The organism is uncultured Photobacterium sp. (genome assembly GCF_947502415.1).
Taxonomy (GTDB): Bacteria; Pseudomonadota; Gammaproteobacteria; order Enterobacterales; family Vibrionaceae; genus Photobacterium.
Map to the genome: position 1 here is coordinate 152,733 of NZ_CANMZV010000003.1, position 19,212 is coordinate 171,944.

A 19,212-nucleotide genomic window follows, 5' to 3' on the forward strand; every position below is an offset into this window, starting at 1 on the left:
GATTATTATGCAATAGGGAGCTATCAAATATGGATTGGATTTTATAAATTGTGGGAGCAGGTATAAAAAAAGCGCACTGCTGTGCGCTTTTTTTTAACCCGGCATTACTGCTAGCAATTTCTGCCTTTCATCTCTTGCCAGCTTAACAAACTTGCCTCGCTGCCCAGAGGTAACCGGTTCGGCTTGTGGAAGAGGAACTCTCATCGCATTCACCGGACGGTTTTTCTTAATCAATTCATAATGAAGATGCGGCCCTGTCGAACGACCAGTATTACCGCTCAGGGCAATACGCTGCCCCATCTTCACCTTGTCCCCGACCTTAACCAGCAAACGATGCAAATGAAGGTATCGGGTCATATATTCACGACCGTGTTTAATCACCACGTAATTACCAGCAAGCCGGTGCTTTCTGGCCTTCACAACCACACCATCACCAGCGGCTAGTACTGGTGTACCAATTGGTGTCGCAAAATCAGTACCGTTATGCGGCGATGTACGCCTGGTGATCGGATGCTTACGCGTCGGATTAAATGATGAACTGATCCGGTAGCGTTTACCAAGGGGGATCCGGCGAAGAGCCCGGTTCAGACTTTTACCTTCACCATCATAAAATTGACCGTCTTCATGACGCATAACAAACACTTCACGGCTACCACTGAGGTAATAAAGTGCCTTCACGTCACCGCGGTTAACCGCCTTACCATCAATAAACTCACGATTGACCGTAACAGCAAAGCGATCACCTTTGCGCACCTCACGGCCAAAATCGAAACGCCATTGCAAAGCCTGTACTAAGGTCTGGATCTGACTTGGTGACAACCCGGCAGATCGAGCTGACTGATAAAAGCTGCCAGAGATCCGGCCGGTCAACACCACCGGTTTAATCTCGCCACTCTCTTCCAGTTCCTTAAATTTATAACCTTGCGCCGTCAGCGTATACGTATCTGTAATTTTTGCGCTGCGCTTAATGCTCAACGCTTCTATCCGGCCGTCATCATTGACAGACCATTCCAGCATCTGACCGACACCTAGATTCTGAACCGATTTATTCACATCGATCAAACGATACATGTCGGCTAGCGGTAGTGCATATTGAGAGAAAATCTCTCCCAACGTCTCACCGGAAGCAACTTTATGATTATGAGCAACAGCCACCACACCTTCCAGCTGCTGTTCAAGCTCATCTTTCGGCGCTAGGAATTCGGGATCCAGAGGGTCGAGAACCACCCCCATTGGTTCACTGTGCTGTTCTGAGAGCACATCCAAATCATCCATAGCAATGTCAACTTCAACCCGCCCATCCGATGAAAACGAAGAGGATTTATAAAACGGGGATAACGGCTGCCATATCACTGCAGCCGCAACAATTAATGACGTTGAGACAAAAGCAACCCGATGCTGGCGAGGCAGTTGTTTTAAAGATAAAACCGCAACCTTAAATATTTTCATTATTGTTTAAGACACTTAATATAACTTTGTCCCAATTCATGTAAGAATCGAATATATCCTCCTTTTTCCTCAGCAATCTCCGTTGCCATCGGATCAAGGGTTCCTACATTGACATGAGTCCCACTTACTACACTTTTAATAACGGACGGAGAGAACTGCGGCTCACTGAATACACATTGTGCCTGCTTGTTCTGCAATGACCGTCGAATGGTAACCAAGGTTTTTGCACCCGGACGGCGATCCGGATCGACAGTAAAATGCCCCAGGTTATTTAATCCAAATTGTTCTTCAAAATAGCCATAAGCATCGTGAAAAACATAATAGCCGTGATCTGCCAGCGGTTTGAGTTCCGCATTGAGTTCTTCAATGGCTTTTTCCACTTCAGAAACAAACCGTGAAAGGTTATCTTTATACCGACTTTTATGCAAAGGATCCAGCTGAATCAAGGCTTCCGTGATCACCAGCGCAACCTGGACAGACTGCTTCGGGCCTAGCCAAAAATGCGGATCAATCCCATCATGGCTATGGGAATGATCACCATGATGGATCTCTGCACCATGCTCATAATGGCGGAAATCAATGGTATGTTTCTGAGTCAAGGCCAGGCTGTTTTTCTTGTTTTCCAACATTTTAGTCAGGAACATTTCCAGCTCAGGACCACCCCAGATCACCAGATCTGCATCACGTAGTTTTTTGACATCTGACGGACGAAGCGCATAATCATGCGGAGATGTGCCCGGTGGCAGCAAATATTCACTCTGCGCAACACCGTCAGTCAGCTCCTGAACAATTAAGTTAAGCGGTTTTACTGTTGTAACCACATTTAACTCGCTGGCGGAAAGACAAAAGGAAAAAAGTAAAGCTAAAGAGCTGCAACAAAGTAGCAATCGGCGCATGATGTTTTCCGAAATAATAATTAATTACAAAACCGAGTTGATAATGTTATATTATAACATCTCAGTTTGGCAAATACCTTAAGCACTTTTTATGACAACCCTAGTTGAACTACAAACTGTTACCGTTACCTTCGGGGAGCGTCACGTACTCGACCAAGTGTCGATAAAACTTGAACGAGGCCAAATCACAACCCTGATTGGTCCAAACGGCGCAGGTAAATCAACGCTGGTAAAAGTAATTACCGGCCTTCGCAAACCAACTTCAGGGAAAGTTATTCGCCAGAAAGGAGCCCGGGTCGGTTATGTTCCGCAAAAACTCCAATTAAACTCTGCGTTACCACTCACGGTTGATCGCTTCATGCGGCTGGTTGGTCGGTACTCAGAAAATGAAAAAATTGAAGCCCTGAAACTGGTTGGTGGCGTTCATCTTCACCACAGCAACATGCATTCACTCTCCGGGGGCGAAATGCAGCGTGTCCTGTTGGCCCGGGCACTGCTTCAACATCCGGATATACTGGTACTTGATGAACCGGTTCAAGGGGTCGATGTTAATGGCCAGTTAGAGCTATACAGCTTGATCCAGTCACTACGCGATAAACTTAATTGCGCCATCTTGATGGTTTCACATGATTTGCACTTGGTCATGGCCAAAACTGATCATGTGATCTGCCTGCACCACCATGTTTGCTGTTCAGGTGAGCCGGAGGCTATTACCAGCCATCCGTCCTATGTCGCTCTGTTCGGTCAACAGCAGAGTGAACAACTGGCACTCTATCACCACCAACATAACCATGAACATGATCTTGCCGGCAGCCCTATAGGCCCTTGCCAGCACCACCAAGAACAAAAAAAACAATAAGAGATAGACCATGCTTGAATTTATTCTGCCAGCTCTCATTGCCGGTATCGGTATTGCCGTCCTTGCAGGACCTCTAGGTTCTTTTATTGTCTGGCGCAAAATGGCCTATTTTGGCGATACCCTTTCCCATGCATCTCTGCTGGGTATTGCCCTCGGCTTCCTTTTCAATATCAACCTGAACCTGGCACTGATCATTTGCTGCCTGTCAATTGCAGTCATTTTAGTGAGCTTGCAAAAACAAAAGTATGTCGCCACTGATACTTTGCTTGGCATACTATCGCACAGTGCCCTCTCCCTTGGCTTGGTTGCCGTCAGCTTCCTTGATCATGTACGTATCGACCTGATGGCATATTTGTTTGGCGATCTGCTGGCTGTTACCACAAATGACCTGATGTGGATTTATGGCGGTGGCGTGATTGTCATGGCATTGCTGGTTACCTTATGGCGCCCGCTGCTATCAATGACAGTCAATGAGGAGCTGGCCCAGGTTGAAGGCGTGAATGTTGATCTCATGCGCTTGATACTGATGCTTATGGTCGGCTTAGTGATCGCCGTTGCAATGAAGTTCGTTGGTGCACTAATCATTACATCACTGCTAATTATTCCAGCAGCAACCGCACGCCGCTTCTCCCACAGTCCTGAATTCATGGCTGGGCTAGCATCGGTGATCGGCTCTGTCGCAGTTGTTCTCGGACTGGCAATGTCATGGCATTATGATACACCGGCAGGCCCTTCTGTCGTTGTTTCGGCAGCCGCCATATTTATGCTTAGCCAGCTAAAAAGAGCTGAAAGCTAATATCACAACCGCCACAAGCCGTGGCTTATAGACAACAAAAAACCCGCCATCAAAGGCGGGTTTTCATTATCAAATCAATCTGTTTTACCAACCAGTCACTTCGCGTAGTGCCTTACCGATTTCAGCCAAACTCTTAACAGTCTTAACACCGGCAGATTCGAGAGCCTGGAATTTATCATCGGCGGTTCCCTTACCACCAGAAATAATCGCACCGGCATGTCCCATACGCTTACCCGGAGGTGCTGTCACACCGGCGATATAAGAAACAACAGGCTTAGTGACATGTTCTTTGATGTAAGCAGCAGCTTCTTCTTCAGCGGTACCGCCAATCTCACCGATCATCACAATCGCCTCGGTGGCTGGATCATTTTCAAACATCTCAAGAATATCGGTAAAGTTCGAACCTGGGATCGGATCACCACCGATACCGACACAAGTTGACTGACCAAAGCCTTCATCAGTGGTTTGCTTGACAGCTTCATAAGTCAACGTACCCGAGCGAGATACAATACCCACTTTACCCGGTTTGTGGATATGACCCGGCATAATACCAATCTTACATTCATCAGGCGTGATCACCCCAGGGCAGTTTGGGCCGATCATGCGAACACCCGACTCATCAAGACGAATTTTCACTTCCAGCATATCCAGAGTCGGAATACCTTCAGTGATAGTCACAATTAGCTCGATACCCGCATCAATGGCCTCAAGGATCGCGTCTTTGCAAAACGGGGCCGGTACATAAATGACCGTGGCTGTTGCGCCTGTGTCTTCCACCGCTTCACGTACAGTGTTAAACACAGGCAATCCCAGGTGAGTAGAACCACCTTTACCTGGCGATACACCACCAACCATCTGCGAACCATATTCGATAGCCTGTTCAGAATGGAATGTCCCCTGACCGCCGGTAAATCCCTGGCAAATGACTTTAGTATCTTTATTAATTAGAACAGACATTATTTACCCTCCGACGCAGCAACGACTTTTTCAGCTGCTTCAGTTAGGGACGTCGCAGCAATAATATTCAGACCACTTTTCGCCAGTGTTTCCGCCCCCAGTACCGCGTTATTTCCTTCAAGGCGAACTACGACCGGCACTTCAACACCGACTTCTTCAACTGCACCGATAATCCCTTCGGCAATTAAGTCACAACGGACAATACCGCCGAAAATATTAACTAATACCGCTTTGACGTTACTGTCTGACAAAATAATCTTGAATGCTTCAGTCACGCGCTCTTTGGTTGCACCGCCCCCAACATCAAGGAAATTGGCTGGCTGACCACCATGTAGATTAACGATATCCATGGTTCCCATCGCCAATCCGGCCCCATTGACCATACAGCCAATACTGCCATCAAGTGCTACATAATTTAGCTCCCATTGTGCAGCATGCGCTTCACGTTCGTCTTCTTGCGAGGGATCATGCATTTCACGTAGCTTTGGCTGGCGATACAGCGCATTGGAATCAATGTTAATTTTGCCATCCAAACACAACAGATTGTCGTCACCAGTAATGACCAATGGATTAATTTCAAGTAAAGCCAAGTCATAATCGGCAAACATGTTGCCCAAACCAAGGAATATTTTAGTGAACTGCTTGATCTGATCGCCTTTCAGGCCAAGCTTGAATGCCAGCTCACGGCCTTGATACGGTTGAGGGCCGACCAGCGGATCAATCGCCGCTTTGTGGATCAATTCCGGTGTTTCTTCAGCCACTTTCTCAATTTCCATACCACCTTCAGTCGATGCCATGAAAACGATACGGCGAGAAGCACGGTCTACCACCGCGCCAAGATAGAGTTCATTAGCAATGTTCGAAGCTTCTTCAACCAAAATCTTTGCAACAGGCTGACCATTGGCATCTGTCTGATAAGTTACCAAGTTCTTGCCTAGCCATTTCTGCGCAAACTCTTTGATACCTTCTTTGGTGTCATGCAATTCTACCCCGCCCGCTTTACCGCGGCCGCCGGCGTGAACCTGGCATTTGACAACCCACTTGTCACCACTGATTTTACCAGCAGCTTCCGCCGCTTCTTGTGGTGTATCACAAGCATAGCCTTCTGGAACTGGCAAACCGTACTCAGCAAATAGCTGTTTTGCCTGGTATTCGTGCAGATTCATGATGTTCTATCCGTTGTCATATCCCTTGGGGGGACTTGTTATATCCATCTGAAATACTCTGAGGTATTTCTTCGTCAATAAGACCTAATAACAAATAAAAGCCGGACGTAGAGCCAGTCCGGCATGGCTTAATGCATTAAACGTCCAGAAGCAGACGTGTTGGATCTTCAAGAAGCTCTTTGATGGTGACCAAGAAGCCAACCGACTCTCGACCGTCAACCAGACGGTGATCGTAAGACAGCGCCAAGTACATCATCGGCAGGATCCCAACCTTACCGTCAACAGCCATCGGACGGTCCTGGATCTTATGCATACCCAGAATAGCTGACTGCGGCGGGTTGATGATAGGCGTTGACATCAGCGAGCCAAACACACCACCATTAGTAATGGTAAAGTTACCACCAATAAGCTCATCGACCGTTAGCTTTCCGTCACGGCCTTTGATAGCCAGCTCGCGGATAGCTTTTTCAATCTCAGCCAAGCTCAGCTTGTCACAATCACGAAGCACCGGTGTAACCAAACCACGAGGCGTAGACACCGCAATGCTCACATCGAAGAAGTTGTGATAAACAATATCATCGCCATCGAGAGAGGCATTAACCTCTGGGTAGCGCTTAAGTGCTTCGACCACAGCCTTAACGTAGAAAGACATGAAGCCCAGGCGGATACCGTGGCGTTCTTCAAAAATGTCTTTGTACTGCTTACGAAGATCCATGATTGGCTTCATGTTGACTTCGTTGAACGTAGTCAGCATCGCTGTGCTGTTTTTCGCTTCAAGCAAACGCTCAGCAACACGCTTGCGTAAACGAGTCATTGGGACGCGCTTCTCGCTACGGTGAGCCAATGGCGCTTCAACCTTAGCCTCTACAACAGGTGCAGGAGCTTCAGGTGCTTTTGGCTTAGCTTCTTTTACAAACGCTTCAACATCTTCACGAGTAATTCGGCCACCAACACCAGTACCTTTAACATCTGATGGGCTAATGCTGTGCTCACCCAGCAGGCGGCGAACTGCCGGACTCAAAGCCTCATTGGTTTCATCACTCAATGACGCTGTCGTGCGCTTGGTTGGCGAAGCCTCAGCTTCCGCCGGTACATCTGTTGTCGGCTCTCCGGCAACTGCACCCGCTTTAATTTTACCAATCAACTGCTTAGTCAAAACAGTAGTACCTTCATCCTCCAGAATCGCTTCCAGAACACCATCTTCCGGCGCTGGCACTTCCAACACCACTTTGTCTGTTTCAATATCAACCAGAACTTCATCACGTGTAACGGTATCACCTGGCTGTTTATGCCAAGTAGCCACTGTCGCATCAGCAACTGATTCAGGTAAATCAGGAACCAGAATTTCGATCGTCATATCGGCTTTGTCCTTTTTGTTCCAGTTCTTATTCAGTTATTGTCAGCGCAGCATCAACTAGCGCTTTCTGTTGTTTCAAATGAACCGACATGTAACCTACAGCCGGTGAAGCAGATGCCGGACGGCCCGCATAATTAAGTTCAGCACCTTGTGGCAGAGCAGAGCGGAAATTGTGCTGGCTTGAATACCAGGCACCTTGGTTTTGCGGCTCTTCCTGACACCAAATAAAGTCAGTAACATGCTGATAATTTGCCAGAGCGGCTTGAACATCTTCTTTAGGGAATGGGTATAACTGTTCAATACGAACAATCGCAACATCAGTTTGTTCGCTTTTGCGACGCTGTTCCAGCAGATCGTAATAAACCTTACCCGAGCAAAATACTACGCGCTTAATCTGCTTCGGATCCAGATCATCGACTTCTGCAATAGCAGGCTGGAAGTTGCCATTTGCCAGCTCATCCATACTCGAAATACACAACGGATGACGTAGCAACGACTTCGGCGACATCACAATCAGAGGACGGCGCATCGGACGCACCACCTGACGACGTAGCATGTGGTATACCTGAGCTGGTGTTGATGGAATAACCACTTGCATATTCTGCTCAGCACACAACTGCAAGTAACGCTCAAGACGTGCCGAAGAGTGCTCAGGCCCTTGTCCTTCATAACCGTGCGGCAGCAACATTGTCAGACCACACATACGGCCCCATTTCTGCTCGCCAGAACTAATAAACTGATCTACCACCACCTGGGCACCATTGGCAAAATCACCAAACTGTGCTTCCCAGACGGTCAGACCGCCCGGCTCTGCAGTCGCATAACCATATTCAAAAGCAAGCACCGCTTCTTCAGACAGCACCGAGTCAAAGACCTGGAACGCGCCCTGCTTGTCATGGATATTCGCCAGCGGAACATAGGTACTAGCATCATTTTGGTTATGCAGGACAGCATGGCGATGGAAGAATGTACCACGCCCTGAATCCTGACCAGTAATACGAACTCGCTTACCTTCATCAACCAAGGTTGCGTAAGCCAGAGTTTCAGCCATACCCCAATCAACAGGCCGATCACCAACAATCATTGCCTGACGGTCATTGTAAAGTTTCTGAACCCGACTCTGCAGTTTGTGACTTTCAGGATACTGGCATACACGCTGTGCCAGCTCGCCCAAACGCGTTTCGCCAATAGCATTAGGCCACTCTACCGTCCAGTCATGGCCAAGATATGGAGCCCAGTCAACGGAGTGAAGCTTCATTGGACGCCATTCTTTAACTACACAGTCACCACGATCCAGCGCATCACGGTATTCATTGTTCAATCCCGTCGCCGTTTCCAAATCAACCGTACCTTCGTCAGTCAATGCATCGGCATAAATCTTACGCGGGGTCGGATGTTTCTTGATTTTCTGATACATCAACGGCTGAGTTGCATTCGGCTCATCAGCTTCATTGTGGCCGTGACGGCGGTAGCAAACTAAATCAATAACCACATCGCGTTTGAATGTATTACGGAAATCCAGTGCGATGCGGGTTACGAATGCCACCGCTTCAGGATCATCTGCATTAACGTGGAAAATAGGCGCCTGAACCATCTTCGCAATATCAGTACAATATTGAGTTGAACGGGTATCATTAGGGTTAGACGTCGTAAAGCCAATCTGATTATTGACAACGATACGAATCGTACCGCCGACGCGGTAACCGCGCGACTGAGACATATTAAACGTTTCAGCAACAACCCCCTGACCAGCCACTGCCGAGTCACCATGAACCGTAATAGGCAATACCAAAGAGCCGTCTTTGTCACCTAGTCGGTCCTGGCGAGCTCGTACTGAGCCCACAACCACAGGGTTAACAATTTCAAGGTGTGATGGGTTAAATGCCAATGCCAAATGCACATCACCACCCGGTGTAGCAAAATCTGCCGAGAAACCCTGGTGATATTTTACATCACCGGTACCCCATGTCTCATCATGCTTGCCGGCAAATTCATCAAACAAATCCTGCGGTTTTTTACCGAGTACATTCACCAGCATATTCAAACGACCGCGGTGAGCCATACCGACAACAACTTCCCGTGCACCGTTTTTACCTGCGTGACGGATCAGCTCTTTGACCATAGGAATAAGTGCGTCGCCGCCTTCCAGAGAGAAACGCTTGGCCCCAGGGAATTTTGCACCAAGATAACGTTCAAGACCTTCTGCCGCGGTCAGTTCATCAAGAAATGTAAGCTTTTCTTCTTTGGTAAATACACCTTCACCAACAACCGATTCCAAACGCTGCTGAATCCAGCGTTTTTCTTCCGTGTCGGTAATGTGCATATATTCAGCACCAATCGAACCACAATAGGTCTTTTTCAGTGCATCATAGATTTCGGAAAGCTTCATGGTTTCTTTGCCAAGAGCAAAAGAACCCACATTGAAGTTTTCGTTGAAATCCTCTTCTGTCAGATTATGGAACTCAGGATCGAGATCAGACACTCTATCCTGCTGCCATAGCTCTAACGGGTCTAAGTTTGCATGCTGATGACCCCGGAAACGGTATGCGTTGATAAGCTGCAATACCTTAACCTGCTTGGCATCAACATCTGGATCGCTGACGGTAGCACTTTGATAGGTTGTTTCTTTAGCCAGACGTCGGAAATAATCACGAACTCGTGAATGCGGCTGCTCAACGGCAGTCTCCTTCACAACCGGCAAGTCACTAAATACATGACGCCATTCATCGTTAACTAATTCTGGGTCGCTAAGATACAACTCGTAGAGATCCTCTACATAAGTTGCATTGGCGCCAGCCAGGTGTGAAGACTCAAGCCATGCCTTCATAACGCCGTTCTGCATTGTTTTCCCTTAACCACTAGTTATCGCCACTTCCGCCGGTAATTAGCCGGGCTTTGAAGCTGGCTTCAGGGTAGCGAGTCAAGAAGCCAGCATATCGACAATTCGATTTAATTATACTGCGCGTTTTAGCAACATTGTCTTAATGTGACCAATCGCTTTTGTTGGATTTAATCCCTTAGGACAAACATTTACACAGTTCATGATGCCATGGCAACGAAAAACACTAAAAGCGTCGTCGAGATCGGATAATCGTTCCTCAGTTGCACTATCACGACTATCGATTAGCCAACGATAAGCCGCCAGCAGGCCCGCAGGCCCAATAAATTTATCCGGATTCCACCAGAATGACGGACAAGACGTCGAGCAACAGGCACACATAATACATTCGTACAAACCATCTAAGTGAGCTCGCTCTTCCGGCGACTGCAAGTTCTCGCGGGCAGGCGGCTGAGCCCCCTCATCAATAAGGAACGGCTTCACTTTGGCATAGTTGGTATAGAACTGTTCCATATCGATGATCAAGTCACGGATCACAGGCAGTCCAGGCAATGGACGGATCACAATGGTCTTCTCACCCGTTAACGCCGATAGCGGCGTAATACAAGCCAGGCCATTCTTGCCGTTCATGTTGATGCCATCAGAACCACACACGCCTTCACGACATGAACGGCGAAATGCCAGGGTCGGATCCTGTTCTTTGAGCAGGATAAGAGCATCAAGCACCATCATGTCAGAACCTTCCGGCACATCAAGGGAATAGCCTTTCATATGCGGCGCGTTATCTACATCAGGGTTATAACGATAAATCGAAAAATTCAGCTTCATAGTCCATTCCTCCCCTTAGTAAGTACGCGCTTTCGGCGGGAAAGCCTCTCGATGTATTGGTGTCATATTTACATCCCGCTTCATCATCTGTTCGGTATCGGGGTTGTAAATCGAATGACATAACCACTTTTCATCATCGCGGTCCGGGAAGTCGAAACGGGCATGGGCACCACGACTTTCAGTACGATAGTTAGCCGCTACGGCTGTGGCGTAAGCCGTTTCCATCAGGTTGTCCAGTTCAAGGCATTCAATACGCTGGGTATTAAACTCGGTCGATGTATCGTCCAGGCGCGCATCCTTCAAGCGTTCACGGATCACCTTCAGATCTTCAAGGCCAGCAGCCATTGCTTCACCTTCACGGAATACCGAGAAATTGTTCTGCATACACGTCTGCAAATCTTTGCGGATCTGTACTGGGTCTTCACCTTTCTGGGTCGAATTCCAACGGTTGACCCGTGCCAGCGAAGCTTCAATATCAGATTCGGTTGCCGGACGAGCTTCAGCCTGAGCCAACAGGGTTTCACCTAAGTGAAGGCCTGTCGCACGGCCAAAGACCACCAGGTCAAGCAATGAGTTCCCGCCTAAGCGGTTGGCACCGTGTACCGATACCGAGGCAATTTCACCACAGGCAAACAAACCTTGTACTTCGACATCACTACCGGTTTCAGTCTGCTTGATCGCCTGGCCTGAAACCTGAGTTGGTACCCCCCCCATCATGTAGTGGCAAGTTGGAATAACCGGGATTGGCTCTTTGACCGGATCAACATGTGCAAAAGTTCGAGACAACTCACAGATCCCCGGCAGACGTGATTCCAAAACATCTTTGCCCAGGTGATCCAGTTTCAGCTTGATATGTGGCCCCCAGGGCCCATCACACCCGCGACCTTCACGGATTTCAACCATCATCGAACGGGCCACAACATCACGACCGGCCAGATCTTTAGCATTCGGAGCATAACGCTCCATAAAGCGCTCACCGTCTTTATTAAGCAAGTACCCCCCTTCCCCACGGCAGCCTTCAGTCACCAAAACGCCGGCTCCGGCAATGCCTGTCGGATGGAACTGCCACATTTCCATATCCTGCATTGGTACACCAGCACGCAACGCCATACCGACACCATCACCGGTATTGATATGCGCATTGGTTGTTGACGCATAAATACGGCCAGCACCGCCAGTAGCCAAAATTGTGGCTTTAGATTTGAAGTAACAAATCTCTCCGGTTTCCATACAAAGGGCTGTACAACCCAAAATGGCACCATCCTGGTTCTTCACCAGATCCAATGCATACCACTCAGAAAAAATCGTGGTCTTATGCTTTACATTTTGCTGATAAAGCGTGTGCAGCAAAGCATGACCTGTTCGGTCGGCTGCGGCTGCTGTACGAGCTGCCTGCTCGCCACCAAACTCTTTCGACTGGCCACCGAAAGGACGCTGGTAAATTGTTCCATTATTAAAACGAGAGAACGGCAACCCCATTTTCTCCAGTTCGATAACTGATTTAGGGCCGTTCTTACACATATATTCGATAGCGTTTTGGTCACCGATATAATCAGAACCTTTTACCGTATCGTACATATGCCACTGCCAGTTATCCGGGTGCGAATTACCCAGCGCAACGGTAATTCCCCCCTGAGCGGAAACGGTATGCGAACGGGTAGGGAAAACTTTAGACAGCAAGGCACACTTCAGGCCTTGCTCGGAAATTTGTAGAGCGGCGCGCATTCCAGCACCACCAGCTCCGATTACTACGGCATCAAACTCACGAACTGCAATGCTCACTTACGCACCCCACACAATAAAGAAACCAGAAAATAGGTAAACAAAAAGAACCGCTACTACAGCAAACTGAATCCCAGCTCTTAATGCAGCAGGTTTAATGTAGTCGGTCAGCACCTGCCACATACCGATCCAGGCGTGGATCAGGACAGATAACAGCGCCAACATAGTGAACACCTTGGTACTCAGCTTGCCGAAAAAAGCTGTCCAAGTTTCGTAGCTTAGATCAGGCCCAAAGATGAAGAACCCGATCATATAAATGGTGTAAATGATCAGGATAATTGCAGTTGCGCGAACAAGGATAAAATCATGCACACCATTACGGCCGACTGTCGATACGCTATTTACCATACTAGGCCTCCAGCAAAGAGAGAAAGAACCGCCACGATCACGAAACTGATTTTCGCACTCGCAATACCGGTTTCCATTTCTTCGAAATATCCCATATCCATCAGCAAGTGACGCACTCCCACCACAATGTGATAGAACAGTGCAGTTAGTACCCCCCAGAGCACAAATTTCACAAAGAAGCTGTCAACAACGCTGGCAGCACTTGCAAAACCTTCCGGCGATGACAGGGAAAGGCTTAATAACCAAAGTAAGATTGCAACAGAAACGAACGTAATAACGCCCGATACACGATGAAGGATTGACGCTATCGCTGTCAGAGGGAAGCGAATCGTCTGTAGGTCCAGGTTGACAGGTCTTGGCTTATTTACTTTCACGGTATTTGCCCACTCAGCTCCATTGAAGCATTTTATTTTTATTGATCTCTCCGGTTCATTACGAAAGCCTGCCATTCAGCGCAACAATTCCCTAACCTTTCGTTACGATAATGTTTTTTTGAGCCGTGAAACATTATCGCGGCTAAGTGACTAATATTGTTAACAACTTGAACGTTAGATTCTGGCAACCGCAGAACCAGAGACCTGCCGCGAGTATACGCCCCGTAACAACCAAATACAAACCATGTAACATGACCTCTAACACGCTTTGAGAAAAATGCACACTTTCAACCATCCCATTAACAAGCGCACACAAAACGGCATGAAAATTGACAAATGAACCACCAAACGGTACAACATTTAAACATCCGCTTTGGATTAGGATTATAAAAAGCAAAGGAGATTGTTATGGCAGACAAGAAAGCTACTCTTCATATTGAAGGGAAAGCACCAGTCGAACTGCCGATCATCGGGGGCACTAAAGGGCCTGAAGTAATTGATGTGCGTAAGCTTGGCGCTAACGGTTACTTCACATTCGACCCTGGATTTCTAGCTACTGCATCATGTGAATCTCAAATTACTTACATTGATGGCGATAAGGGTATCCTGCTACACCGCGGCTATCCGATCGACCAGCTAGCTAATAATGCTGATTATCTAGAAGTCTGTTATATACTTCTGTACGGCGAAGTCCCTACTCGTCAGCAGTACGAAACATTCCGTACCACAGTTACACGCCACACGATGGTTCATGAACAAATTGCCAGCTTCTTCCACGGCTTCCGCCGTGATGCTCACCCTATGGCAGTTATGTGTGGAGTTGTCGGTGCTCTGGCTGCTTTCTATCACGATTCACTGGATGTCAGTAACGATACCCACCGTGAAATCACCGCGTTCCGCCTGCTGTCTAAAATGCCGACACTGGCAGCCATGTGTTATAAATACTCAATTGGCCAACCATTCATCTTCCCGCGCAACGACCTCGATTATGCGGAAAACTTCCTCCACATGATGTTCGCAACCCCCTGCGAAGAATATGAAGTCAGCCCTGTAGTGGCTCATGCAATGGATAAGATCTTTACCCTGCACGCAGACCATGAACAAAACGCTTCAACATCAACAGTTCGTCTTGCTGGTTCATCTGGTGCAAACCCGTTTGCCTGTATTGCCGCAGGTATTGCATCGCTTTGGGGACCGGCGCATGGTGGCGCTAACGAAGCATGTCTGAAGATGCTTGAAGAGATCGGTAGCGTAGATAAGATCCCTGAATTCATTGAACGAGCGAAAGACAAAGACGATCCTTTCCGCCTGATGGGCTTTGGTCACCGCGTCTACAAGAACTACGACCCTCGCGCAACTGTGATGCGTGAAGCTTGCCACGATGTACTGGAAGAGTTGAATATTCAGGATCCACTGCTGGATGTGGCGATGGAACTTGAACGTATAGCACTCTCAGATAAGTACTTTATTGAAAAGAAACTTTATCCTAATGTCGACTTCTATTCAGGCATTATCCTGAAAGCCATCGGTATTCCAGTATCCATGTTTACGGTTATCTTCGCGATTTCACGTACTATTGGCTGGATTGCCCACTGGAATGAGATGCATAACGACCCAACCAACCGTATCGGTCGTCCTCGCCAGCTTTACACCGGCTACACTCAGCGTGAATTTAGCCCTATTCATGAACGTGAATAAAGCTAAGATTTAGAAAGGAAAAAGGTTGAGCAGAAATGCTCAACCTTTTTTAATGATTATTACACGGGGTTATCGATATCAACGAAAGTAACATCAAAACCGTGTTCATCTGAAAGCCATTCACCCAATGCCTTCACACCGTAACGCTCGGTAGCATGATGACCAGCACTGAAATAATGGATTCCCAGCTCACGTGCAGTATGGACGGTACGCTCTGAAACCTCGCCAGAAATGAACGCATCCAGTCCTTTCTGAGCCGCCAGCTCGATGAAGTCCTGGCCGCCACCAGTGCACCAGCCAACAGTCTTGATTTCACTCGGAGCATTATCACCAATATGTAATGGCTCACGGTGTAGTGCGATTGCCAAGCGAGAGGCCAGATCTTCACCTGTTAGTGGTTGTTCAAACTGGCCAAACACAGATACTGAATTAGGGTTACCAACTTCCAGTCCCCCCAGAACCTCAATCTCAAGAAGCTCTGCCAGCTTGGCATTATTACCAAGACTCGGGTGAACATCTAAAGGCAAGTGGTAGGCATAAAGGTTGATACCGTTTTCAATCAATGCCTTGATACGACGAAACTTCATACCACGAATTTCAGCTGGTTCACCTTTCCAGAAGAAACCATGATGGACAAGAAGGGCATCCGCTTTCTCTTCAATAGCACGATCGATCAATGCCTGGCATGCCGTAACACCAGTAATGATTTTCTTTACTTCAGTCTTACCTTCAACCTGCAAACCATTCGGGCAATAATCTTTGATAAGATGAGGGCTCAGCCGCTCGTTCAGTACTGCTTCTAGTTTTAGGTTATTCATTATCGCTTCCTTTTTATACCATTCAGGGTATTACGGTTAGCGTTATTCTATACCAACAAACAGAATCAAACTGAAAATAATCATAACCAATCAAAGTGATACTGCCTTGATAAAAAGCCTATATACACTCCTCCTCAACAATACAATATCGCAGGGACTGGAATTAATATAACTCGTGCGCGCCAAGCTCTGCTTGCTGTAACCAAACCGGCTTATCACTGTTTTTTAACCAAAACCGGTGTAAATAGCTATAAAATCGAGAGCGGGCTGAGATTGGCAAAAATACCATGACAGGAAAGGTAATCACGCCGGCAAGAATGGCAATGCTACGGCGCAGGATAATGCGAGGTGCTGAAAATGGTGTATACATATGACCCTCTTCAAACTGGTCTAACCTGTAAACACTCTAATTGATGAAATGCTATGCCTCTACACCGCCAAGCTTGTTTTTTATCCAACTTTGAACTAGACAGCTAAAATAACTCTCTCGGATTCCTTTTTTTTACATGGCAGAAACAAACCATCAACAATATGCAACTGATTTTATTTCGTTACTCAATTGCCCACCACTCATCAGCAATGCACTCTATGCTGCAGATAGTGAATGGTTACAAAAGTTTCGCAGCAGAGCGATCATCCCTAGCCCATCAGAATACCAGGGTAGTCGTCGACTAGGCTTTTACTACCAATGGTTGTGGAAACAACTAATCAAAGCACATCCCGACTATCAGCTAATTGCAGAAGAGATCCAGCTACAATGGAATAAACAGACATTGGGAGCTATTGATTTTCTTGTTAAGAACCTGCGAAACGAACAACTTGAACACTGGGAGGTTTCAATCAAATTCTACCTCGCCTATCAACAGAGCTGGCTTGGTCCCAATGCACAAGACAACCTGGACAAAAAAGTACATCGTATGACCGACCACCAGCTCAAGCTGTGTGAACATCCTGCGTACAAATCACAACTGGCTGTTAAATATGGCCAGCCTGTCGTCAAACGTCTGATCATGCAAGGACGCCTCTTCTATCCATTTAAAGAAGAAGCTTTCGGCTCTGGTATCGAACTGAACCCAAACGCATTTACCGGTTTGTGGTGCTATAGCCCTGAAGCAAGTACGCTGTCACTGCGAATTATCGGCAAGGAAAACTGGATTTGCCCGCCAGGCTATCATGAACTGACAAAATCACTGGAAACGAAGCAGGTGAACGTACCGGCCCAAGCCGTTGATCCAAATAACAGGCTCTGGTTCGTAATGCCAGAATACTGGCCAAATCAAAATAAAATCCAATGACAACTAGCGCTCTCAACGACACAGCTAAACTGCAGGCATAAAAAAACGCCCCTAAAAAGGGGCGCTTTAGTAAACAAATTACCTAACCTTACAGACCGGCGTCAGCAAAAACTTTACTGACGATTTCCTGTGCTTCTTTTTCAATCAGGGCAAGATGTTCCTTACCCTTAAAGCTTTCACAGTAAATCTTATAAATCTCTTCAGTGCCTGACGGACGAGCTGCAAACCAACCGTTTTCAGTGGTAACCTTCAGGCCACCAATCGCCGCTCCGTTACCAGGTGCATGAGTCAAACGCGCAGTAATCGGATCACCAGCCAGCATTTCAGCAGCCACCATTTCAGGCGACAACTTACTCAGTACAGCTTTCTGCTCACCGTTCGCAACAGCCTGCAAACGATTGTACTCAGATGCACCGTGCTTCGCAGCCAGCTCTTCATAGTACTGCTGCGGGTTTTTACCCGTTACGGCTGTGATTTCAGCCGCTAACAGGCACAATAGGATGCCGTCTTTGTCAGTCGACCATGGTGTACCATCCATACGCAGGAATGAAGCACCAGCACTTTCTTCACCACCAAAACCCAGCTTACCTGAATAAAGGCCATCAACGAACCATTTGAAACCAACTGGTACTTCGCATAGCTCGCGACCAAGATCAGCAACAACGCGGTCGATAAGGGCGCTAGAAACCAATGTTTTACCAACAGCGACTTCCTGGCTCCAATCCGGACGGTGGCGGTACAGATAATCGATACACACTGCCAGGAAGTGGTTAGGGTTCATCAGACCTGCAGGTGTAACAATACCATGACGGTCGTAATCTGGGTCATTACCAAACGCCAGTTCATACTTATCTTTGTGAGCCAGCAGACCAGCCATCGCGTAAGGTGACGAACAGTCCATACGCACCACACCATCTTTATCCAGCGACATGAAACGGAAAGACGGATCAATGGATTCATCAACCAAAGTCAGATCCAAGCCGTAATGGTTAGCAATCTGGCGCCAGTATTCGATACCAGAACCGCCCAGCGGATCGACACCAATTTTCAGGTTCGCTTTCTGAATCGCAGCCATATCAATGACATTCACCAAATCATCGACATACGGCGCAACCAAATCCAGCTCCTGTACCTGTTCGCTGGCAAAAGCGTCCTGGATAGAAACACGATTAACATCCACCATGCCGTTAGCAATGATTTCGTTGGCACGTTTTTCAATAGCGGACGTCAGCTCACCCTCAGCCGGGCCACCATGTACTGGGTTGTACTTGATACCACCGTCTTGAGGCGGGTTGTGAGAAGGCGTGATAACAATACCATCTGCCTTGTCTTCATTTGCATTGTTGTAGCAAAGAATCGCGTGGGAAATACCCGGGGTTGGCGTATAGCCTCGGCCCTGCTGAATCACAACTTTCACATTATTGGCAACCAGCACTTCAAGAGTTGAAGTAAACGCTGGTTCAGACAATGCGTGGGTATCTTTACCCAGGAACAATGGCCCTGTAACACCATTAGCAGCACGAACTTCTGCAACCGCCTGAGTTATTGCCCAGATATGATGCTGGTTGAAAGTTCCCTTATCAGCCGTACCACGGTGACCAGAAGTACCAAAGGCAACTTGCTGCTGTGGTTCAGAAACACTCGGCTCAATCAGGAAATAGTTAGCTACTAGTGCGGGAATGTTATGCATATCTTCTTGCTGGGCACGTTGCCCAGCACGAGGATGGATCGCCATTAACTTATCCTTGTA

Annotated in this window: 17 protein-coding genes; 4 read left to right on the forward strand and 13 right to left on the reverse strand. The window is 47.5% G+C overall.

The window, feature by feature from the left end:
• Positions 1-93: 93 nt before the first annotated feature.
• Entirely contained in the window at positions 94-1,449 is a 1,356-nt protein-coding gene (gene mepM / locus Q0852_RS04890; protein WP_299014684.1) for a murein DD-endopeptidase MepM, read from the reverse strand.
• Positions 1,449-2,345, reverse strand: a complete 897-nt coding sequence (gene znuA, locus Q0852_RS04895; RefSeq protein ID WP_299014687.1) for a zinc ABC transporter substrate-binding protein ZnuA — start codon at positions 2,343-2,345, stop codon at positions 1,449-1,451. The genes mepM and znuA overlap by 1 nt, the downstream gene beginning before the upstream one ends.
• Before the next feature lie 91 nt (positions 2,346-2,436).
• Here znuA and znuC point away from each other — a divergent pair, with 91 nt between their 5' ends.
• Entirely contained in the window at positions 2,437-3,204 is a 768-nt protein-coding gene (gene znuC / locus Q0852_RS04900) for a zinc ABC transporter ATP-binding protein ZnuC (RefSeq protein ID WP_299014690.1), read from the forward strand.
• A 10-nt stretch (positions 3,205-3,214) separates the two neighbouring features.
• Positions 3,215-4,000 carry a zinc ABC transporter permease subunit ZnuB gene (gene znuB, locus Q0852_RS04905; RefSeq protein WP_299014693.1) on the forward strand — a complete coding sequence of 262 codons (786 nt, stop codon included), beginning with the start codon at positions 3,215-3,217 and terminating at the stop codon, positions 3,998-4,000.
• Positions 4,001-4,084: 84 nt separating this feature from the next.
• On the opposite strand, the gene sucD is transcribed toward znuB, so the two are convergent.
• The 8 genes from sucD to sdhC form a co-directional block, all read right to left on the reverse strand.
• The gene (sucD, locus tag Q0852_RS04910; RefSeq protein WP_299014696.1) at positions 4,085-4,957 is read right to left on the reverse strand and encodes a succinate--CoA ligase subunit alpha; all 873 of its coding nucleotides are present in this window, start codon (positions 4,955-4,957) and stop codon (positions 4,085-4,087) included.
• On the reverse strand, positions 4,957-6,123 hold the full coding sequence (sucC, locus tag Q0852_RS04915) for an ADP-forming succinate--CoA ligase subunit beta (RefSeq protein WP_299014699.1): 1,167 nt from the start codon (positions 6,121-6,123) through the stop codon (positions 4,957-4,959). Before sucC ends, sucD begins: the two co-directional genes overlap by 1 nt.
• A gap of 136 nt (positions 6,124-6,259) precedes the next feature.
• Entirely contained in the window at positions 6,260-7,480 is a 1,221-nt protein-coding gene (odhB, locus tag Q0852_RS04920; RefSeq protein ID WP_299014702.1) for a 2-oxoglutarate dehydrogenase complex dihydrolipoyllysine-residue succinyltransferase, read from the reverse strand.
• A gap of 28 nt (positions 7,481-7,508) precedes the next feature.
• Entirely contained in the window at positions 7,509-10,322 is a 2,814-nt protein-coding gene (sucA, locus tag Q0852_RS04925; protein ID WP_299014705.1) for a 2-oxoglutarate dehydrogenase E1 component, read from the reverse strand.
• Positions 10,323-10,433: 111 nt separating this feature from the next.
• A complete protein-coding gene (locus tag Q0852_RS04930) occupies positions 10,434-11,147 on the reverse strand; it encodes a succinate dehydrogenase iron-sulfur subunit (protein ID WP_299014708.1) in 714 nt (237 codons plus the stop codon).
• A 15-nt stretch (positions 11,148-11,162) separates the two neighbouring features.
• Entirely contained in the window at positions 11,163-12,929 is a 1,767-nt protein-coding gene (gene sdhA, locus Q0852_RS04935) for a succinate dehydrogenase flavoprotein subunit (protein WP_299014711.1), read from the reverse strand.
• Positions 12,930-13,277 (reverse strand): succinate dehydrogenase, hydrophobic membrane anchor protein, encoded by a 348-nt coding sequence (gene sdhD, locus Q0852_RS04940; protein WP_299014714.1) that lies wholly within the window; start codon positions 13,275-13,277, stop codon positions 12,930-12,932. It lies immediately after the preceding gene.
• Positions 13,271-13,651, reverse strand: a complete 381-nt coding sequence (gene sdhC / locus Q0852_RS04945) for a succinate dehydrogenase cytochrome b556 subunit (RefSeq protein WP_299014717.1) — start codon at positions 13,649-13,651, stop codon at positions 13,271-13,273. The genes sdhD and sdhC overlap by 7 nt, the downstream gene beginning before the upstream one ends.
• A gap of 408 nt (positions 13,652-14,059) precedes the next feature.
• Here sdhC and Q0852_RS04950 point away from each other — a divergent pair, with 408 nt between their 5' ends.
• A complete protein-coding gene (locus tag Q0852_RS04950) occupies positions 14,060-15,349 on the forward strand; it encodes a citrate synthase (RefSeq protein ID WP_299014719.1) in 1,290 nt (429 codons plus the stop codon).
• Between the two features lie 59 nt (positions 15,350-15,408).
• On the opposite strand, the gene Q0852_RS04955 is transcribed toward Q0852_RS04950, so the two are convergent.
• On the reverse strand, positions 15,409-16,167 hold the full coding sequence (locus Q0852_RS04955) for a Nif3-like dinuclear metal center hexameric protein (protein WP_299014721.1): 759 nt from the start codon (positions 16,165-16,167) through the stop codon (positions 15,409-15,411).
• 163 nt (positions 16,168-16,330) lie between these two features.
• Entirely contained in the window at positions 16,331-16,537 is a 207-nt protein-coding gene (locus Q0852_RS04960) for a DUF2517 family protein (RefSeq protein WP_299014724.1), read from the reverse strand.
• 136 nt (positions 16,538-16,673) lie between these two features.
• Between Q0852_RS04960 and Q0852_RS04965 the strand changes: the two genes are divergently transcribed.
• On the forward strand, positions 16,674-17,462 hold the full coding sequence (locus Q0852_RS04965; protein WP_299014727.1) for a DUF1853 family protein: 789 nt from the start codon (positions 16,674-16,676) through the stop codon (positions 17,460-17,462).
• A gap of 88 nt (positions 17,463-17,550) precedes the next feature.
• Here Q0852_RS04965 and pgm read toward each other — a convergent pair whose 3' ends face one another.
• On the reverse strand, positions 17,551-19,197 hold the full coding sequence (gene pgm / locus Q0852_RS04970; RefSeq protein WP_299014729.1) for a phosphoglucomutase (alpha-D-glucose-1,6-bisphosphate-dependent): 1,647 nt from the start codon (positions 19,195-19,197) through the stop codon (positions 17,551-17,553).
• Positions 19,198-19,212 lie beyond the last annotated feature (15 nt).